General features: G+C 68.1%; 22 protein-coding genes. 12 read left to right on the forward strand and 10 right to left on the reverse strand.

What is annotated here, in order from left to right; genetic code table 11:
* Positions 1–23: 23 nt before the first annotated feature.
* Entirely contained in the window at positions 24–605 is a 582-nt protein-coding gene (gene folK, locus JO391_RS18740; RefSeq protein WP_220661922.1) for a 2-amino-4-hydroxy-6-hydroxymethyldihydropteridine diphosphokinase, read from the reverse strand.
* A gap of 142 nt (positions 606–747) precedes the next feature.
* Here folK and JO391_RS18745 point away from each other — a divergent pair, with 142 nt between their 5' ends.
* The 5 genes from JO391_RS18745 to JO391_RS18765 all read left to right on the forward strand — a co-directional run bounded on the left by JO391_RS18745 (position 748) and on the right by JO391_RS18765 (position 4,187).
* Entirely contained in the window at positions 748–1,329 is a 582-nt protein-coding gene (locus JO391_RS18745) for a LabA-like NYN domain-containing protein (RefSeq protein WP_220661923.1), read from the forward strand.
* Between the two features lie 274 nt (positions 1,330–1,603).
* On the forward strand, positions 1,604–2,554 hold the full coding sequence (ispH, locus tag JO391_RS18750; protein WP_220661924.1) for a 4-hydroxy-3-methylbut-2-enyl diphosphate reductase: 951 nt from the start codon (positions 1,604–1,606) through the stop codon (positions 2,552–2,554).
* Positions 2,551–2,997: a DUF3429 domain-containing protein gene (locus tag JO391_RS18755; RefSeq protein WP_220661925.1), complete on the forward strand. Its 447-nt coding sequence runs from the start codon at positions 2,551–2,553 to the stop codon at positions 2,995–2,997. Before ispH ends, JO391_RS18755 begins: the two co-directional genes overlap by 4 nt.
* Positions 2,998–3,066: 69 nt before the next feature.
* Positions 3,067–3,531, forward strand: a complete 465-nt coding sequence (gene rnhA / locus JO391_RS18760) for a ribonuclease HI (protein WP_220661926.1) — start codon at positions 3,067–3,069, stop codon at positions 3,529–3,531.
* Complete coding sequence (locus JO391_RS18765) at positions 3,528–4,187, forward strand: trimeric intracellular cation channel family protein (protein ID WP_220661927.1); 660 nt, start codon at positions 3,528–3,530, stop codon at positions 4,185–4,187. Before rnhA ends, JO391_RS18765 begins: the two co-directional genes overlap by 4 nt.
* Here JO391_RS18765 and JO391_RS18770 read toward each other — a convergent pair.
* Positions 4,169–4,696, reverse strand: a complete 528-nt coding sequence (locus JO391_RS18770) for a dihydrofolate reductase family protein (RefSeq protein ID WP_220661928.1) — start codon at positions 4,694–4,696, stop codon at positions 4,169–4,171. The two genes, JO391_RS18765 and JO391_RS18770, sit on opposite strands and share 19 nt — an antisense overlap.
* A gap of 40 nt (positions 4,697–4,736) precedes the next feature.
* On the opposite strand from JO391_RS18770, the gene JO391_RS18775 reads away from it, so the two are divergent.
* Positions 4,737–5,258: a TetR/AcrR family transcriptional regulator gene (locus JO391_RS18775; RefSeq protein WP_220661929.1), complete on the forward strand. Its 522-nt coding sequence runs from the start codon at positions 4,737–4,739 to the stop codon at positions 5,256–5,258.
* Here JO391_RS18775 and JO391_RS18780 read toward each other — a convergent pair whose 3' ends face one another.
* The 5 genes from JO391_RS18780 to def (JO391_RS18800) form a co-directional block, all read right to left on the reverse strand.
* Positions 5,259–5,498 carry a GlsB/YeaQ/YmgE family stress response membrane protein gene (locus JO391_RS18780; RefSeq protein WP_220661930.1) on the reverse strand — a complete coding sequence of 80 codons (240 nt, stop codon included), beginning with the start codon at positions 5,496–5,498 and terminating at the stop codon, positions 5,259–5,261.
* A gap of 66 nt (positions 5,499–5,564) precedes the next feature.
* Positions 5,565–6,461: a methionyl-tRNA formyltransferase gene (fmt, locus tag JO391_RS18785; RefSeq protein WP_220661931.1), complete on the reverse strand. Its 897-nt coding sequence runs from the start codon at positions 6,459–6,461 to the stop codon at positions 5,565–5,567.
* A complete protein-coding gene (def, locus tag JO391_RS18790; RefSeq protein ID WP_220661932.1) occupies positions 6,461–6,961 on the reverse strand; it encodes a peptide deformylase in 501 nt (166 codons plus the stop codon). The genes fmt and def (JO391_RS18790) overlap by 1 nt, the downstream gene beginning before the upstream one ends.
* The gene (def, locus tag JO391_RS18795; RefSeq protein ID WP_220661933.1) at positions 6,958–7,437 is read right to left on the reverse strand and encodes a peptide deformylase; all 480 of its coding nucleotides are present in this window, start codon (positions 7,435–7,437) and stop codon (positions 6,958–6,960) included. Before def (JO391_RS18795) ends, def (JO391_RS18790) begins: the two co-directional genes overlap by 4 nt.
* On the reverse strand, positions 7,437–7,955 hold the full coding sequence (gene def / locus JO391_RS18800; protein WP_220661934.1) for a peptide deformylase: 519 nt from the start codon (positions 7,953–7,955) through the stop codon (positions 7,437–7,439). Before def (JO391_RS18800) ends, def (JO391_RS18795) begins: the two co-directional genes overlap by 1 nt.
* Before the next feature lie 199 nt (positions 7,956–8,154).
* Between def (JO391_RS18800) and JO391_RS18805 the strand changes: the two genes are divergently transcribed.
* Positions 8,155–9,327, forward strand: coding sequence for a MalY/PatB family protein (locus tag JO391_RS18805; RefSeq protein WP_220661935.1), 1,173 nt, complete (start codon positions 8,155–8,157; stop codon positions 9,325–9,327).
* A 33-nt stretch (positions 9,328–9,360) separates the two neighbouring features.
* On the opposite strand, the gene JO391_RS18810 is transcribed toward JO391_RS18805, so the two are convergent.
* Positions 9,361–9,711, reverse strand: a complete 351-nt coding sequence (locus JO391_RS18810) for a hypothetical protein (RefSeq protein ID WP_220661936.1) — start codon at positions 9,709–9,711, stop codon at positions 9,361–9,363.
* 263 nt (positions 9,712–9,974) lie between these two features.
* On the opposite strand from JO391_RS18810, the gene cobD reads away from it, so the two are divergent.
* From cobD to JO391_RS18825, 3 genes are read left to right on the forward strand one after another with little or no spacing between them, the layout of a single operon-like run.
* A complete protein-coding gene (gene cobD, locus JO391_RS18815) occupies positions 9,975–10,931 on the forward strand; it encodes a threonine-phosphate decarboxylase CobD (protein WP_220661937.1) in 957 nt (318 codons plus the stop codon).
* Entirely contained in the window at positions 10,928–11,836 is a 909-nt protein-coding gene (cbiB, locus tag JO391_RS18820) for an adenosylcobinamide-phosphate synthase CbiB (RefSeq protein ID WP_220661938.1), read from the forward strand. The genes cobD and cbiB overlap by 4 nt, the downstream gene beginning before the upstream one ends.
* Before the next feature lie 7 nt (positions 11,837–11,843).
* On the forward strand, positions 11,844–12,398 hold the full coding sequence (locus tag JO391_RS18825; protein ID WP_220661939.1) for an MOSC domain-containing protein: 555 nt from the start codon (positions 11,844–11,846) through the stop codon (positions 12,396–12,398).
* Here JO391_RS18825 and JO391_RS18830 read toward each other — a convergent pair.
* The gene (locus tag JO391_RS18830) at positions 12,382–13,527 is read right to left on the reverse strand and encodes a TIGR03862 family flavoprotein (RefSeq protein WP_220664627.1); all 1,146 of its coding nucleotides are present in this window, start codon (positions 13,525–13,527) and stop codon (positions 12,382–12,384) included. The genes JO391_RS18825 and JO391_RS18830 overlap by 17 nt on opposite strands.
* Positions 13,528–13,584: 57 nt before the next feature.
* Here JO391_RS18830 and JO391_RS18835 point away from each other — a divergent pair, with 57 nt between their 5' ends.
* Together JO391_RS18835 and JO391_RS18840 are read left to right on the forward strand one after the other, a co-directional pair.
* A complete protein-coding gene (locus JO391_RS18835; RefSeq protein WP_220661940.1) occupies positions 13,585–13,869 on the forward strand; it encodes an HNH endonuclease in 285 nt (94 codons plus the stop codon).
* A 105-nt stretch (positions 13,870–13,974) separates the two neighbouring features.
* On the forward strand, positions 13,975–14,862 hold the full coding sequence (locus JO391_RS18840; protein WP_220661941.1) for a cation diffusion facilitator family transporter: 888 nt from the start codon (positions 13,975–13,977) through the stop codon (positions 14,860–14,862).
* A 32-nt stretch (positions 14,863–14,894) separates the two neighbouring features.
* Here the strand turns inward: JO391_RS18840 and JO391_RS21625 are convergent, their stop codons facing one another.
* Complete coding sequence (locus tag JO391_RS21625) at positions 14,895–15,866, reverse strand: response regulator transcription factor (RefSeq protein ID WP_259444753.1); 972 nt, start codon at positions 15,864–15,866, stop codon at positions 14,895–14,897.
* Between the last annotated feature and the right edge of the window lie 2 nt (positions 15,867–15,868).

Here is a 15,868-nt window from a genome sequence, read left to right on the forward strand (position 1 = left end):
CAATGCGGGGGCTTGACAAGCAGCTATTCTGCGGCCAGCGGGCGCACCGCGGCACGATCCTCCGGGGACAGGGCGGCGAGCATCTGGGTGACGCTGCGCCCCGTCACCGGATGCTGCCAGTCTGGCGCGATATCGGCAAGCGGGACAAGCACGAAGGCACGGTCCTGCAGCCGCGGATGCGGAAGGATCAGGCGATCCGGCGTGCGGCGTATCTGTTCGGTTGGCGGCAGGTCAGCCCAGGCTTTCCAGCTTTCGACATCCGGCGAAATTGTTTCGCCCATCGCGACAATGTCGATATCCAGCGTGCGCATCCCCCAACGGGTGTCGCGGCGCCGTCCGAACTGCGCCTCGATGTCGTGCAGCAGGGTCAAGAAAGCGGCAGGCGTCATGCCCTCGGGAAGGGCCAACTGTGCGGCAGCATTCACATAATCCGGCCCGGCCCCCGCCGGGAAGCAAGGTGTTTCATACAGCCGCGATAGCCGGAGCGGGCCGGCCTCCCGTTCCAGCGCCTGCGCCGCAAGGGCGATTGTGGTGGCTGGAAGTTGTCCATCCCACGGCAGATTCGCGCCAAATGCAACCAGAGCGTGTCTTGCGTCACGAAGCATTGATGATACACTTTCGTATAGAGCGCCTTGAACCTGGGCCCGGTTGGCCGAATATCAGAGGCGTTCGGCGACGGAAATTGTTCTAGACCGCGTTCGCATTCTCGGAAGATCAGGTTGCCGGACATGCTTTGAGGGGACAAACATGTTTTACAAAGACGAACGGCTCGCGCTGTTCATAGATGGGTCAAACCTTTATGCCGCCGCAAAGGCACTTGGGTTTGACATCGACTACAAGCTCTTGCGACAGGAGTTCATGCGCAGGGGCAAGCTGCTGAGAGCCTTCTACTACACCGCGCTGCTGGAAAACGACGAATACTCGCCGATTCGGCCGCTGGTGGACTGGCTGCACTACAACGGCTTTACCATGGTGACAAAGCCCGCGAAGGAATACACCGACAGCCAGGGACGTCGGAAGGTGAAGGGCAACATGGACATCGAGCTGACCGTCGATGCCATGGAACTTGCGCCGCGCGTCGATCATATCGTGCTGTTTTCCGGCGACGGCGACTTCAAGCCGCTGGTGGAAAGCCTGCAACGTCAGGGGGTCAGGGTTTCGGTCGTCTCGACGATCCGCAGCCAGCCGCCGATGATCGCCGACGAACTGCGCCGCCAGGCCGACAACTTCATCGAGTTGGACGAGCTGCGCGAGGTGATTGGCCGGCCGCCGCGCGAACCGCGGCCGGTGCTGGATAGGCCCGAGGACATGGCAGTCGCAGCGAAGTAACCGGAAGGCATGGGCCGGGGGGTGCGGGAACACCCCTGACCCTGTGCCAACCGCAGCATCAAGATGCAGTTCCGCAGCGACGGCTGCGGAATTGTGGTTTGAAGCCGTGCGCTGACCACAGTGTCGGCTTGCACCCTGCCGTGCAGCGGCGGGCATGGCTCTGTTGGTCATGTGCCTTCGTCAAGATAACTCTGTGGTGAGGCCGGCGCCGTTTGATGGTGGACCTTGGCCGCGCGGCGTCCTACCTCTGCAGCAGAGCCAAGGACAAAGACCGATGAGCCTGCCGCCCCTGACCCTTTACCTCGCCGCGCCACGCGGCTTTTGCGCCGGCGTGGACCGCGCGATCAAGATCGTCGAGATGGCCCTGCAGAAATGGGGCGCTCCGGTCTATGTGCGCCACGAGATCGTGCACAACAAATTCGTGGTGGACGACCTTCGCGCCAAGGGCGCGGTCTTTGTCGAGGAACTGGAAGACTGCCCTGACGACCGGCCCGTGGTCTTTTCGGCCCATGGCGTGCCGAAATCGGTGCCCGCCGCCGCCGCAGCGCGCGAGATGATCGCAGTCGATGCCACCTGCCCTTTGGTGACCAAGGTGCACAACGAGGCGGCGCGTCATCATGAGGCCGGCCTGCAGATGGTGATGATCGGCCATGCCGGCCACCCCGAAACCGTGGGCACCATGGGGCAATTGCCCGAGGGTGAGGTGCTTCTGGTGGAAACGGCCGAGGATGTGGCGGGGCTGGTGGTCCGCGATCCGCAGAAGCTGGCATTCATCACCCAGACCACGCTTTCGGTCGATGACACGGCGGGCATCGTCGCGGCGCTGCGCGCGCGGTTCCCGGCGATCGTCGGGCCGCACAAGGAAGACATCTGCTATGCCACCACTAACCGCCAGGCGGCGGTGAAGACAATGGCCGGCAAGATCGACGCGCTTCTGGTGATCGGCGCGCCGAATTCCTCGAACTCCAAGCGGCTGGTCGAAGTGGGCCGCGCGGCAGGCTGCGCCTATGCGCAGCTGGTGCAGCGCGCGGTCGACATCGACTGGCGCGCGCTTGGTCAACTGCGCGCGGTGGGCCTGACCGCCGGGGCCTCGGCGCCCGAAGTTCTGGTGAACGAGGTCATCGACGCCTTCCGCGCCCGGTTCGACGTGACTCTGATCCCGGTCGAGACGGCGGTCGAGAATGTCGAGTTCAAGGTGCCGCGCATCCTTCGGGAGCCGGCATGAGAAACATCCCACTCGGTGCGCTGATCCTGGGCCTGGCCGGGCTGATCCCCTTCGTCTGGGGGGCGGCCACGCAGTATTCGCCGGCGCTGGCCGCGGCCTCCGGGCTGAACCCCGTCTGGCTGGGCAGCTATCTGAGCCTGACCTATGGCACGGTGATCCTGTCCTTCATGTCGGGCGTGCTGTGGGGCTTTGCCACAAGGGCCGAGGGCGCGCAGGCGACCGCGGGCTATGCGCTTTCGGTCATCCCGGCGCTGTGGGCCTTCTTCATGGTCAACGGCGATCCGGGCGCGGCAGCGGTGAACCTCGCCGCGGGATTCGCGGGCGTGCTGGTGCTGGACGCGGCCTTCGTCAGCTGGCGGCTTGCCCCGGCCTGGTGGCTGGCACTGCGCATTCCGCTGACGGTGGTGGTGCTGGCCTGTCTGGCCGTGCCGATCCTGATGTAGCGGCGAACCGCACCCGATTGCATCCGGGCCCCGCCCGCGGGTATCTGGGCCAGGATGAAGGAGAGGCGCATGGTCGAGCTGTTTGCCTATACCGATGGCGCCTGTTCCGGCAATCCGGGGCCGGGCGGCTGGGGCGTGCTGTTGCAGGCGCGCGAAGACGGCAAGGTCGTCAAGACGCGCGAGCTGATGGGTGGCGAAGCCATGACCACCAACAACCGCATGGAACTGCTGGCTGCCATCTCGGCGCTGGAGGCGCTGAAGCGAGGCACGGTCATCACCGTCATCACCGACAGCGCCTATGTGAAGAACGGCGTGACCGAGTGGATCCATGGCTGGAAGCGCAAGAACTGGCGCACCGCAGGCGGCAGCCCGGTGAAGAACGTGGAGCTTTGGCAGCGGCTGGACGAGGCTCAGGCGCGCCACCGTGTGGAATGGCAGTGGATCAAGGGCCATGCCGGCCACCCCGAAAACGAGCGCGCCGATGAACTCGCCCGAACCGGCATGGCACCGTTCAAGCCGGGGGCGGTTGCATGAGCCCGCCAGCCCTGCACGTGCCGCCCGACGCGGTATTGCAGGCGCTGGATTACGGCTCGGTCATCGTCTTTGCCCTTACGGGGGCGCTGGTCGCCTCGCGGGCGCAGTTGGACGTGGTGGGGTTCATCTTCATCGCTTGTCTGACGGCGGTGGGCGGCGGCACGCTGCGCGACGTGATGCTGGACCGAGAGGTGTTCTGGATCGGCGACCCCCTGGTGCTGGCCTTTGCCGCGCTTTCAGCAATTCTGGTGTTCTTTGGCGCGCACCGGCTGGAAAGCCGCTACCGCGTGCTTCTGTGGCTGGACGCCTGCGCCTTGGCCATCGCCGTGCCCGCCGGGGTGGCGGCGGCGGGGGCGATGGGCATGGCCTGGCCCGTGGTGCTGGTGATGGGCATGGCCACCGGCTGCATGGGCGGCCTGATGCGCGACGTGGTCTGCAATGAAGTGCCGCTGGTCCTGAAGCAAGGCGAGCTTTACGTTACCGCCGCTTTCGCGGGCACGGTGGCGGCCGTCTTGACCGGCGTGCTGGGCGGCAGTTCCGACCTTGGCCTCCTGGCCTGCGCGATGGCCACATTTGCCCTGCGCGCCGGCTCCATCTCCTTCGGCTGGCGGCTGCCGGTCTACAAGCCGCGCCCGCCTCAGGTGCCGAAGCGGTAGTCCAGGATCACCAGCCCCTTGCGGTATTGCTTGACCTCGGTCAGCTCCGGCACACGCGGGCCAGGGGCAGACGGCGGGAAGGTGCGGATCCCGGCCCCCAGGATGCGCGGCACGACGCACAGTTCCAGCCGGTCCAGCGCCCCCATGGCGATCAGCGCCGATTGCAGCATCGGCCCGCCGACGATCCAGACATCGCCATCGGCCAGACCGCGCAGCTTTTCCACCAGCGGCGCCAGTTCGCCCGACCAGATCTCGGCATCGCCGCGCAAGGGGCCCTTCAGCGACTGGCTGACCACGATGCCGCGCTTGCCCGGATAGGGCCAGTCGGGCGCCAGATCCAGCATGTGCTCATAGGTCCGACGGCCCATCACCACGGTGCCGATCCCGGCAATGAAGGCGTCATACCCCCAGTCCACGCCGTCGAAATCGTCCAGAAAGCTCACACCGCCATCGGCCTCTGCGGCGAAACCGTCCAGCGAGCTTGCCATCATCCCGCGCAGCCGTGCCATTTCGCTTTCCTTTTCGTGAATGGTCGTTTACTTATAAGCCATGGCCAGACCAAGAACCATCCCCGATCCCGAAATCTTCGCGGCAATCCGCGCAATGCTGGCGCAGGGCGGCGACAAGGCGGTGGCCTTCTCCTCGGTCGCGCGCGCCACCGGGCTGGCCGCGCCGACGCTGGTGCAGCGTTATGGCTCGCGCGAGGGCATGGTGAAGGCCGCGCTGCTGTCAGCCTGGGATGACCTGGACGCCCGCACCGATGCGGCCGAGGCGGCGGCGCCCCTGAACGCCAAGGGCGCAGTGGCGTTGCTCAAGGCGCTGAACGACGATGAGGGCGGGCCAGATGACCTGGGCCTGCTGGCGGTAGAATTCCGAGATCCCGCCCTGCGCGCCAGGGCCGAAGCCTGGCGCACCAGGGTCGAGGCGGCGCTGGCCACCCGGCTTGGCGGCGGCGGCAAGGGGCGCGAACTGGCGGCGATCCTCTTCGCCGCCTGGCAGGGGCAGGCGCTGTGGTCCATGGCAGGCGGCCGCGGCTTCCGCCTGAAGGACGCGCTCAAGCGGCTGGACTGATCAGCGCCGCAGATAGACCTGCCACAGCCAGATCACGATCAGCGCGCCGATCACGGCGCCGATCACTCCCGAAAGCCCGCCCAGCACGGCAAAGACCAGGCGCAGCACGGTCCCGCCGACCAGCGCCCCCAGCATCCCGATCAGGATGGTGGTCATCGCATCGGTGCGCATCCGCAGCATCCGCGTGGCGACAAAGCCGGCGACGGCGCCAAGCGCCAGAAAGGCGATGATCGAGGCCATGGCGCCCATCCTCCCATCCATGCGGACAGGCACAATATGGAACGCTTCCGCCCGCGCGAAAAGGGATCAGCCCAGCCGGTCGGGAAGGGCCGCCCCGCGCAGGAAATCGGCGGCGGGCAGGGCTCGCTTGCCTTCGCGCTGCGCCTCCAGCACCTCCACCGCGCCCGTGCCGCAGGCGATGGTCAGGCCATGCAGCACCTGCCCCGGCGTCCCCGCTCCTTGCGCAAGGCGCGACCGCAACAGCTTCACCCGCTCGCCGCCGATCTCGCACCAGGCGCCGGGAAAGGGGGAGAGGCCGCGGATCCGGCGGTCCACCTCTACGGCGGGCAGGGTCCAGTCGATGCGCGCCTCGGCCTTGTCGATCTTGGCGGCATAGGTCAAGCCCGCCTCGGGCTGCGGCTCGGGCGTCAGATCTGGCAGGCGGTCCAGCGCCGTCACGATCAGCCGTGCACCCATGGCCGACAGCCGGTCGTGCAGGTCCTGCGCGGTATCCTCCGGCCCGATCGGCAACGCCTCGCGCATGAGCACCGGGCCGGTGTCCAACCCGGCCTCCATCTGCATGATGCAGATGCCCGTCTCGGTATCCCCCGCCAGGATTGCGCGCTGGATCGGCGCCGCGCCGCGCCAGCGCGGCAGAAGCGAGGCGTGGATGTTCAGGCAGCCAAAGCGCGGCGCATCCAGCGCCGCTTGCGGCAGGATCAGCCCATAGGCCACCACCACCGCCACATCCGCCTGCATCCCGGCAAGCTCGGCCAGCGCCTCTGCCCCCCGCAGCGACACCGGGTGATGCACCGGCAGACCCAGTTCTTCCGCCGCCGCCTGCACCGGGCTGGGACGCGGCTGCTTGCCGCGCCCTGCGGGCCGGGGCGGTTGGCACCAGACGCCCACGACCTCATGCGCCGCAGCCAGCGCACGCAGCACGGGCACCGAAAAGTCGGGCGTGCCCATGAACACCACGCGCATCAGCGGCCTCCCAGCTTGTCGGCCCGCTTGATCAGCATCGACCGCTTCAGCGGCGACAGGTGGTCGAAGTACATCTTCCCCGCCAGATGGTCGATCTGGTGCTGCACCGACGTCGCCCACAGAAGCACGAAATCCCGCTCTTCCCAGACCCCGTCCGCATTCAGGAACCGCACCGTCACCGCGCGCGGCCGCCGGATCACCGCCGACACACCGGGCAGGTTGGGGCTGGCCTCCTCGTGCTCGCGCAACTCGACCGAGGCATGCAGCACGGTCGGGTTCGCCATCCGCACCGCCTGCCCGCGGGCCTCCGACGCATCCACCACGGCCAGCGCCAGCGGCACGCCGATCTGCACGGCGGCAAGACCCACGCCGGGCATCGCCTCCATCGTGTCGATCATGTCGGCCCAGGTGGCGCGGATCTCGTCGGTAATCGTCTCGACCGGGGCCGCCGGGCGGCGCAGCACCGGGTTGGGCCAGCGCAGGCAGGGGCGGACGGTCACGCGTCTGCCCCGACGCGGTTTTCCGGCGGGACGCGGTCCAGCATCAGGATGCCGTCCAGATGATCGGCCTCGTGTTGCGCGCAGATCGCGTCAAAGCGGGTGAGGATCTCGTGGAACTCCTGCCCGTCCAGATCGGTCCAGCGCAGCCGCACGGCGGCGGCGCGCGGCACCTGCGCCGTGATGCCGGGGATCGACAGGCAGCCCTCCGGCCCCGTCACGAGCGTGTCCGACCGCCAGAGGATCTCCGGGTTCAGCAGCACGCGCGGGTTCGGCTTGCCCTCTTTCCAGCCGGTATCCATCACGAACAGCCGGATCATGTGCCCCACCTGCGGCGCAGCCAGCCCCCGGCCCGGCGCGGCATACATCGTCTCCAGCATGTCGGCGGCAAGCTGCCGTGTAGCGGCATCGGCCATGGCCGGGGTGCAGGGGGTGGTCAGCCGTTCATCCGGCCAGGTGACAAGGGGCAGGATCGCCATCAGCCGCGCGCCCGCTCGCGCTTCAGCTTTTCCATCTTGCGCGTGATCATCTGCCGCTTCAGCGGACCAAGGTAATCAATGAACAGCTTGCCGTTCAGATGGTCGATCTCGTGCTGCACGCAGGTCGCCCACAGCCCTTCGAACTCTTCCTCCTGCGGCAGGCCGTCGATGCCCGTCCAGGCCACGCGCACACGGGCTGGCCGCTCGACATCGGCATACTGGTCGGGGATCGACAGACAGCCTTCCTCATAGGTGTTCAGATCTTCAGAGGCCCATGTGACCGAAGGGTTGAACAGCACCATCGGCCGCTGCGGAAGGTCCGGCCCCTTCACGCAATCCATCACCAGAAGCCGCTTGGTCACGCCCACCTGCGGCGCGGCCAGGCCCACGCCCGGCGCATCGTACATCGTGTCCAGCATGTCCTCGGCCAGCTTGCGCAAATCCGGCGTGATCTCTGTCACGGGATCGCAGACCTTCTTGAGGCGCGGGTCGGGATGAATGAGGATAGGGCGGATCATGGCCGGGATTTACGGCGCGCCCGGCATCGGCGCAAGGGGAAGGCCAGCGGAAGCGCAAACCCAATCACGAGGGAAAGAATCCCAGAATACAGGTGGAATCCGGGACCATGTTGCAGGATGCGCCGAAAAACAGGGAACACTTCCCGAAACGCATGTCATACTTGGAACAAGAGACCTGAACCACATGAGCAGACCGGACATGAGCTTCGACGAACCCATCAACCGCATCGGCAGCCATTGCGTCAAGTGGGACATGATGGCCCCGCTTTACGGCGTCGCCCCGCAAGAGGGGCTGGCCATGTGGGTCGCGGACATGGAGTTCAAGGCCGCCCCGCCGATCCAGTGCGCGCTGGAAAAGATGCTGGCCCACGGCGTCTATGGCTATTTCGGCGACGACAGCGCCTATCTGGACGCGATCCGCTGGTGGATGGCCACCCGCCACGGCTGGACCGTGGAAAAGGACTGGATCTTCACCACCCACGGCCTCGTCCACGGCACCGCCATGTGCATCGACGCCTTCACCGAAGCCGGTGACGGCGTGGTGCTGATGACCCCGGTGTACCATGCTTTCGCCCGCATCATCAAAGCCGCGGGCCGGCAGGTGGTGGAATGTCCGCTGTCCACGGTGAACGGCCGGTACGAACCCGACTTCGCCGCCTGGGATGCCCAGATGACCGGCAAGGAACGCATGTTCATCCTGTGCTCGCCGCACAACCCCGGCGGGCGCGTCTGGACGGCCGAGGAACTGCGCGGCGTTGCCGATTTCTGCAAGCGCCACGACCTGATCCTGATCTCGGACGAAATCCACCACGATCTCGTCTATCCCGGACAGAAACACCTGCCCATGGCCGTGGCCGCGCCCGACATCGCCGACCGTCTGGTCATGATGACCGCCACCACCAAGACCTTCAACATCGCGGGCGCCCATACGGGCAATGTCATCATCGCCGACGAAGCCCTGCGCAAACGCTTCAGTGACCGGATGATGGCGATGGGCATCTCGCCCAATGCCTTCGGGATGCACATGGCAACGGCCGCCTATTCGCCCGAGGGCGCCGCCTGGGTCGATGACCTGATGCGCTATCTCGACGGCAATCGCCGCGCCTTCGATGCCGGCGTGAACGCCATTCCCGGCTTGCGCTCGATGCCGCTGGAAGCCACCTACCTTGCCTGGGTCGATTTCGCGGGCACCGGCATGGGCCTTCCCGAAGTCATCGCCCGTGTCGAGAAAGAGGCGAAGATCGCCACCAACCACGGCACGGCCTTTGGCCTGGGTGGAGAAAGCTTCCTGCGCTTCAACCTCGCCGCGCCGCGCGCACAGGTGCAGGAAGCGGTCGCACGGCTACAGCGCGTCTTCGGCGACCTTCAGTAGAACCGGCAAGGGATGGGCAATCTGCCCGTCCCCCTATGCCTTGGGCAGGTATCCGACCGGCCCGCTGTCATCCCGCCAGAAATCCAGCGGTGCGGAATCCCGTGCGGCGGTGGACCGCTTGAACGTGCAGACCAGCTCGCCATTCTGTTCGCTGCTGGCCACGATCAGGCACTGCAGGATCGGCCGCGACCCGTCGTACACATCGACCAGCCCGCGCAGCCGCGGGGTCAGAGTCGCATCCAGTGCCATGCCGTCATGCCAAAGCCGCAGCACCGGGAAGACGGCATCGCCCACCTGAACCCGCAGGCGCGACTTGCGGCGGCGTTGCATAAGGCGGGCCTGTTCCAGACCCTCGCGAAGTTCACGGGACAGAAACTCGAACATGGCAATGCCTCCTTGAGTCAAATTGTGCGTCAGAAACGTTCAATATCAATGGAAAGCGGTCATGATTCCGGCAGATATCCGGGGTGTTGCGGCAGTGCATCGCAGTACGACAAGATTGTGTCATTCCCGCATCTGCCGCAAGGTCAATCTGTTCCGCAGGCCCGTCTGACGGGGCGATTTCCGGCTGGGGCGTTGCGCGCGGTCCTCCGATCGGGTTCTGTCCCGCCGCCAGGATCCCAGGTTCGGCTGGCAAGAGGGGTCGGATGGACGGCAGGCCTGATCACGGCGGAGGACTCGATTCGGCGGCGGCCCGCTGGGGCGGCACGCGCGCCGACTGGCTTGACCTGTCCACCGGCATCAACCCCACGCCCTATCCCATGCCCGACCTGCCCGCCGACGCCTGGACCGCTCTGCCCGATGCCGCCGCCGCCGCACGGCTGGAGGCCGCGGCCCGCGCCTTCTGGCAGGTGCCCGAAGGCGCTGCCATCCTTGCCACCAACGGCGCCTCGGCTCCCATCGCCCTGCTGCCCCACCTGCTTCCGCCGGCCCAAGTGCGCATCGACGGCCCCACCTACAACGAACATGCCCGCGCCTTCCGCGCCGCCGGCTGGACGCTGACCGAAGGCCCGGCGCAGGCGATGGTCGCCGTCCACCCTAACAACCCCGATGGCCGGCTCTGGCGCGCGGACCAGATCGACGCCTCCGCATTGGCCATCATCGACGAAAGCTTCGGCGAGGTGACGCCCGGCCAAAGCCTCATCGCCCTGGCCGCCCGGCCCAGCACCGTCGTCCTGAAAAGCTTCGGCAAGTTCTGGGGACTCGCCGGCCTGCGCCTGGGCTTCGCCATCGGCGACCCGGCGCTGATCCAGCAACTCGCCACCCGCCTTGGCCCCTGGCCGGTCTCCGGCCCCGCGCTGGCCATCGCCACTGCCGCCCTGACCGATCCCGTCTGGACCGAAGCCACCCGCTGCCGCCTCGCGGAAGACGCCAGCCGGCTGGATGCGCTCGTCACCGCCCGCGGCGCCACACTGGTCGGCGGCACCGACCTGTTCCGCCTGTATGACACGGGCGATGCGCAGGCGTGGCAGGATGGCCTCGCCCGGCACCGGATCCTGGGCCGGGTCTTCCCCTATTCTTCCCGCTGGCTCAGGCTGGGCCTGCCGGGCACACCGCAACACTGGCAGCGGCTCTCCGCCGCGCTGAACGAGGTCGGACGATGAGCGCATCCCTTCTGGCCCCCGCGATGCTGGTCGACGCCGCCCTGGGCGAGCCCGGCTGGCTCTGGAACCGCTGGCCGCATCCCGCCGTGCTGATGGGCCGCGCGGTCGAATGGCTCGACCGCCGCCTGAACCGGGGCGAGGGCCGCAAGGCCAAGGGCGTGGTCTCCGTCATCCTCCTCTGCCTCGGTGCCGGGCTCATCGGCGGCCTCATCGCGGCCGTACCCGATTTCGGCCTTCTGGAACTGATCGTCGCCGCCATCCTCCTCGCGCAGCGCAGCCTGTCCCAACACGTCCGCGCCGTGGCCGACGCGCTCCGCCTCTCCCTCGCCGATGGCCGCCGCGCCGTGGCCATGATCGTGGGCCGCGACACCGCAAACATGACCCGCCCCGATGTCGCCCGCGCCGCCATCGAAAGCGCCGCCGAAAACCTGTCCGACGGCGTGATCGCCCCCGCCTTCTGGTTCCTCGTGGGCGGCCTGCCCGCCATGATGATCTACAAGGCCATCAACACCGCCGACAGCATGGTCGGCCACCGCACCCCGCAGTACGAATCCTACGGCTGGGCCTCGGCGCGGCTGGACGATGTGCTGAACTGGATCCCCGCGCGCCTCACCGCCGTGCTGATCGCCGTCGCCCACGGCTGGTTCGACAGCCGCCCGATCCGCCGCGATGCCGTTCTGCACCGCTCGCCCAATGCCGGCTGGCCCGAGGCGGCAATGGCCGTGGTGCTGAACGTCTCCCTCTCCGGCCCGCGCAGCTATCACGGCGAACGGCGCGACTATCCCTGGGTCTGGCCCGAAGGCCGCCGCGACATCGGCCCCGACGAGATCGACGCCGCCGTTCTGGCGCTCTGGCGCGCCTGGGGCGCGGCGCTGGTCATCGCCCTTCTCATTTCGCTTGTCTGAGGCCCCCATGCACATCACCGCCCAGGAACTCGCCGACGCGCTTCCGCATGTGCTGGCCGCCCCGAAGGACGAAACCGTGGTGGACAGCCTCTGCTTCCGCCCCGCCCGCAACCAGCGCAGCTTCCCCGACCGCCTGCGCCTGACCCGCGCCGAAGGCATCCCCGGCGACCGCTGGCTGACCGAACCCTGGCTCCAGCTCCCCGACGGAAGCCCCGACCCCGAGATCCAGGTCTCGATCCTGCCGCTCCGCGTGCTCGATCTCGTCTGGCGCGACCGCGAGGGCACGGTCCACCCCGGCGATCCCATCGTGGCCGACCTCGACTGCTCCACCGCCAACCTGCCGCCCGGCACGCTCCTGGCCGCGGGCACGGCGGTGCTGCGCGTCTCGGCCCTGTTCAACGACGGCTGCGCCAAGTGGAAGGCCCGCTACGGCGCCGCCGCCCGCGCCTGGGTCGATGCCCCCGGCCACCCCGACCTGCGCCTGCGCGGCATCCTCTGCGCCGTGGAACAGGATGGCGAGGTGGCGGTGGGCGATGCGCTGAGGGTCATCCGGCGCGGCTAGCCGCCCGACCTGCCCATAGCCCCGTCGCCAGACAGCCGGTCAGCAGGTAGCCCCCGGTCGGCGCCTCCCAGTCCAGCATCTCGCCCGCCACAAAGACCCCCGGCAGGGCGCACAGCTCCAGCCCCTCGGTCACCGCCGCCCGCGTGATCCCCCCGGCCGAGGAAATCGCCTCGTCCAGCGGCCGCGGCCCCTGAGGCCGCGCCACCAGCCGCTTCACGGCCTGCGCCAGCGGCTGACCGCGTCCCCATTCCTGCACCAGCGCCACGGCTGGCACCGAAAGACCCAGCTTGCGCAGCCGGTTCGCCGCGCTCTCGCCCGGCTTCATCCGGTCCAGCCGCGCCGCCACCTCCGCCTCGCCCATGTCGGGCCGCAGGTCGATGACCAGCTCTGCCCCGTCCCGCACCGCGCTTGACACGGCATAGATCCCCCCGCCCTCCAGCCCCCGGGCCGAAATCACGAACTCCCCCCGGTCCGACAAAGGCCCCGCCACCAGCCGCGCCCCCTTCACCGCCTGCCCGAACTGCCGCGCCATATGGGCCGACCAGTCCACCCGCAGCCCCATGTTCGCCGGCCGGAACGGTGCGACCTCAACGCCCTTCGCCTGCAGCCACGGCACCCAGGCGGCATCCGATCCCAACCGCGCCCAGCTTGCCCCGCCAAGCGCCAGCACCGTCACCCCCGGTGCCACCGCCTGCGCGCCCTCGGGCGTGTCGAAGGCCAGCGCATCGCCCGCCCACCCCGTCCAGCGCCAGCGCGTGCGCAGCTCGACCCCCAGCCCCTCCAGCCGCCGCGCCCATGCCCGCAACAGGGGCGAGCCCTTCATCGCCACCGGAAACACCCGCCCCGACGAGCCGGTAAACACCTCCTGCCCCAGCCCCCGCGCCCATTCCATCACCTCGCCCGGCCCGAACGCCGCCAGCATCGGCGCCATCCAGTCATTGCCGTACCGCGCGGCAAAGACCGGCAGGGCCTCGTCCTTCGTCAGGTTCAGCCCGCTCTTCCCCGCCATCAGGAACTTCCGCGCGGGCGAAGGCTTGGCCTCTGCCACCACGACCCGCCGCCCGGCCACAGCCAGCGCCTCGGCCGCCATCAGCCCCGCGGGCCCCGCCCCGATCACCAGCGCATCCACTTGCCTTGCCCCCATGCCCGCGCCAGATCTCGCAGCACCCGCCGCCGCAGACAAGCCATGCCCGAAGCCAGCCCGACTTGCCCGCTCTGCCTCCGCCCGATCCCGCCCGGCGCGCCGCAAAGCCTGCACCACCTGGTGCCACGGGCCAAGGGCGGCAAGGGCGGGCCGACCGTCCTTCTGCATCACCTCTGCCACAAGGAAATCCACGCCCGCTTCTCCGAGACCGAACTCGCCCGCCGCTTCCCCAGCATCGAGGCCATCCGCGCCGACGGCCGCATGGACGCCTTCCTCACCTGGGTCGCCAAACGCCCCCCGGAATTCCTCAGCCGCACAAGGCGCTGACGCATCCCCTTGATCTTGCGAGGCATTCGCAAGCCTCACCAATCTGTTGCCCCGTTTCGCTGCACCTGCTAAGGCGCCCCCCTCTCCCGAACCCAGAGCCGCGCCATGACCCCCGTGATTCGCCTTGCCATCGGCAGCATCGTCGTCGGTGTCGTCGTCCTGGCGCTGAAGCTCCTCGCCTGGCGCATGACCGGCTCCATCGCGCTCTTGTCCGACGCGCTGGAAAGCACCGTCAACGTCGCCACCGCCTTCGCCGCGCTCATCGCCATCCGCGTCGCTGCCCTGCCGGCCGATGCCAACCACCCCTACGGCCACACCAAGGCCGAGTTCTTCTCGGCCATCCTTGAAGGCGTGATGATCATCATCGCCGCCCTCCTCATCCTGCGCGAATCCTGGCACGGCTTCACCAATCCCCGCCCGCTGGAAGCACCGCTCTCCGGCCTGGCCATCAATGTCGCCGCCAGCATCCTCAACGGCATCTGGTGCTGGGTGCTCATCTCGCAGGGCCGCAAGCGCCGCTCGCCCGCGCTGGTCGCCGACGGCAAGCACCTTCTCTCCGACGTGGTCTCCTCGGTCGGCGTCACCTTCGGCGTGCTGATCGCCATCGAAACCGGTTGGGCCGTGCTCGACCCAGGCATGGCCGCGCTGGTCGCGCTCAACATCCTGTGGTCCGGCTGGAAGGTGATCCGCGAATCCATGAGCGGGCTGATGGACGAATCCCTCTCGACCGAAACCCTCGCCACCGTCCGCGACATCATCTCGCGCGAGGCGGTCGGCGCGGTCGAGGCCCATGACCTCCGCACCCGCCATGCGGGCCAGGCCATCTTCATCGAGTTCCACCTTGTGGTCCCCGGCGACCTGACCGTGACCCAGGCCCACGACATGTGCGACCGGGTAGAGGCCGCCATCAAGGCGGCGGTTGAGGACGTGATCGTGACGATCCATGTGGAGCCAGAGAACAAGGCCAAGCACACGGGGATCGTGGTGCTGTAGGGGCCGCGGAACGAGGGGGGATCGGCGCCCGGTCAGCAGGCCTGGACGATGGAGGTCAGCGCGGAACGGTTGTCGATCATCAGCTTGCTGTAGATGGACTGCGTCTGGTTGCGCACCGTGGCCGGCGACAGGCCCAGAAGGCGCGCCACCTCCTTGTGGCTGTGGCCCTTTGCGAGCGCGCGGGCCACCTCGCGCTCGCGGGCGGTCAGCAGGTCGAAACGGTTCAGGCGGCGCAGGGTCAGCCGGTGCAGGCCCATACGGCAGAATCTTGGAGCGGCTTCGACCTGCACCACCAGATCGCGGTCGGGCAGAATGTGCTGGCCGGGCAGGCCGATCAGCCGGGCCAGCTGTTCGGGCAGGTGGTCGCCGGTCCAGCGCGGCCAGATCTCCCCGAACTGCTGGCGCAGCGCCGGCAGGCCCAGAAGCCCGATGCCGGTTTCGCTGACCAGGATGGTCACAGATCCGGGCGGCGGGGTATGGCCGGGCAGGTTGGTGGTCAGCTTCATCGCCGAGGAAAGCTGGTCCACCGCGCATTGCAGGAAATCCAGCTCGGCCTCGTTCAGCGGCCGGGCATGGTCTCCCACGCGGTAGGACGAAATGTAGAAGGCCGCATAGTCGCCATAGCTGCCGTTCATCGCCGTGCTCATCCGGCGCAGCCCGAAACGGTCGGACAGGTCTTCCATCCCGTCGGTCTGGCGCTGCTGGCGGCGGTCATAGATGGCGACCGTGCCGGGGTTCTCGATCATGGTGCGCGCCAGCAGATCCTGGTGGGACATGGTGCGCCAGTAGTCATAGAACCCGTCGGGCAGGTTCAGCGTGGCATTGGCATAGACCGTCACGCCTTCGGGCCGCAGCGTCGCCCAGCCATACCAGGCCGCATCGAACCCCAGCGTCCGCGACAGATCCTCCACCGCCCATTGCGCCAGACCCTCGGCATCCTCGGTCAGGGCCCGGTCGTTCATCTCGGTGATGAAGCGCGAGAAGCCGGAAATGCCGATCGCCATGC

The sequence above is a fragment of the Neotabrizicola shimadae genome (assembly GCF_019623905.1).
Taxonomy (GTDB): Bacteria; Pseudomonadota; Alphaproteobacteria; order Rhodobacterales; family Rhodobacteraceae; genus Neotabrizicola; species Neotabrizicola shimadae.

What these genes read in the sequence shown, in the direction of transcription:
- JO391_RS18765 (WP_220661927.1), top strand. Translation starts at nt 3,528, where the DNA reads ATGAGCCCGCCAGCCCTGCACGTGCCGCCCGACGCGGTATTGCAGGCG.
- JO391_RS21625 (WP_259444753.1), bottom strand. Translation starts at nt 15,866, where the DNA reads ATGGCGATCGGCATTTCCGGCTTCTCGCGCTTCATCACCGAGATGAAC.
- cbiB (WP_220661938.1), top strand. Translation starts at nt 10,928, where the DNA reads ATGAGCGCATCCCTTCTGGCCCCCGCGATGCTGGTCGACGCCGCCCTG.
- JO391_RS18755 (WP_220661925.1), top strand. Translation starts at nt 2,551, where the DNA reads ATGAGAAACATCCCACTCGGTGCGCTGATCCTGGGCCTGGCCGGGCTG.
- rnhA (WP_220661926.1), top strand. Translation starts at nt 3,067, where the DNA reads ATGGTCGAGCTGTTTGCCTATACCGATGGCGCCTGTTCCGGCAATCCG.
- folK (WP_220661922.1), bottom strand. Translation starts at nt 605, where the DNA reads ATGCTTCGTGACGCAAGACACGCTCTGGTTGCATTTGGCGCGAATCTG.
- JO391_RS18775 (WP_220661929.1), top strand. Translation starts at nt 4,737, where the DNA reads ATGGCCAGACCAAGAACCATCCCCGATCCCGAAATCTTCGCGGCAATC.
- JO391_RS18835 (WP_220661940.1), top strand. Translation starts at nt 13,585, where the DNA reads ATGCCCGAAGCCAGCCCGACTTGCCCGCTCTGCCTCCGCCCGATCCCG.
- JO391_RS18745 (WP_220661923.1), top strand. Translation starts at nt 748, where the DNA reads ATGTTTTACAAAGACGAACGGCTCGCGCTGTTCATAGATGGGTCAAAC.
- JO391_RS18825 (WP_220661939.1), top strand. Translation starts at nt 11,844, where the DNA reads ATGCACATCACCGCCCAGGAACTCGCCGACGCGCTTCCGCATGTGCTG.
- fmt (WP_220661931.1), bottom strand. Translation starts at nt 6,461, where the DNA reads ATGCGCGTGGTGTTCATGGGCACGCCCGACTTTTCGGTGCCCGTGCTG.
- def (WP_220661934.1), bottom strand. Translation starts at nt 7,955, where the DNA reads ATGATCCGCCCTATCCTCATTCATCCCGACCCGCGCCTCAAGAAGGTC.
- JO391_RS18770 (WP_220661928.1), bottom strand. Translation starts at nt 4,696, where the DNA reads ATGGCACGGCTGCGCGGGATGATGGCAAGCTCGCTGGACGGTTTCGCC.
- ispH (WP_220661924.1), top strand. Translation starts at nt 1,604, where the DNA reads ATGAGCCTGCCGCCCCTGACCCTTTACCTCGCCGCGCCACGCGGCTTT.
- JO391_RS18810 (WP_220661936.1), bottom strand. Translation starts at nt 9,711, where the DNA reads ATGTTCGAGTTTCTGTCCCGTGAACTTCGCGAGGGTCTGGAACAGGCC.
- def (WP_220661933.1), bottom strand. Translation starts at nt 7,437, where the DNA reads ATGGCGATCCTGCCCCTTGTCACCTGGCCGGATGAACGGCTGACCACC.
- JO391_RS18840 (WP_220661941.1), top strand. Translation starts at nt 13,975, where the DNA reads ATGACCCCCGTGATTCGCCTTGCCATCGGCAGCATCGTCGTCGGTGTC.
- JO391_RS18805 (WP_220661935.1), top strand. Translation starts at nt 8,155, where the DNA reads ATGAGCTTCGACGAACCCATCAACCGCATCGGCAGCCATTGCGTCAAG.
- JO391_RS18780 (WP_220661930.1), bottom strand. Translation starts at nt 5,498, where the DNA reads ATGGCCTCGATCATCGCCTTTCTGGCGCTTGGCGCCGTCGCCGGCTTT.
- cobD (WP_220661937.1), top strand. Translation starts at nt 9,975, where the DNA reads ATGGACGGCAGGCCTGATCACGGCGGAGGACTCGATTCGGCGGCGGCC.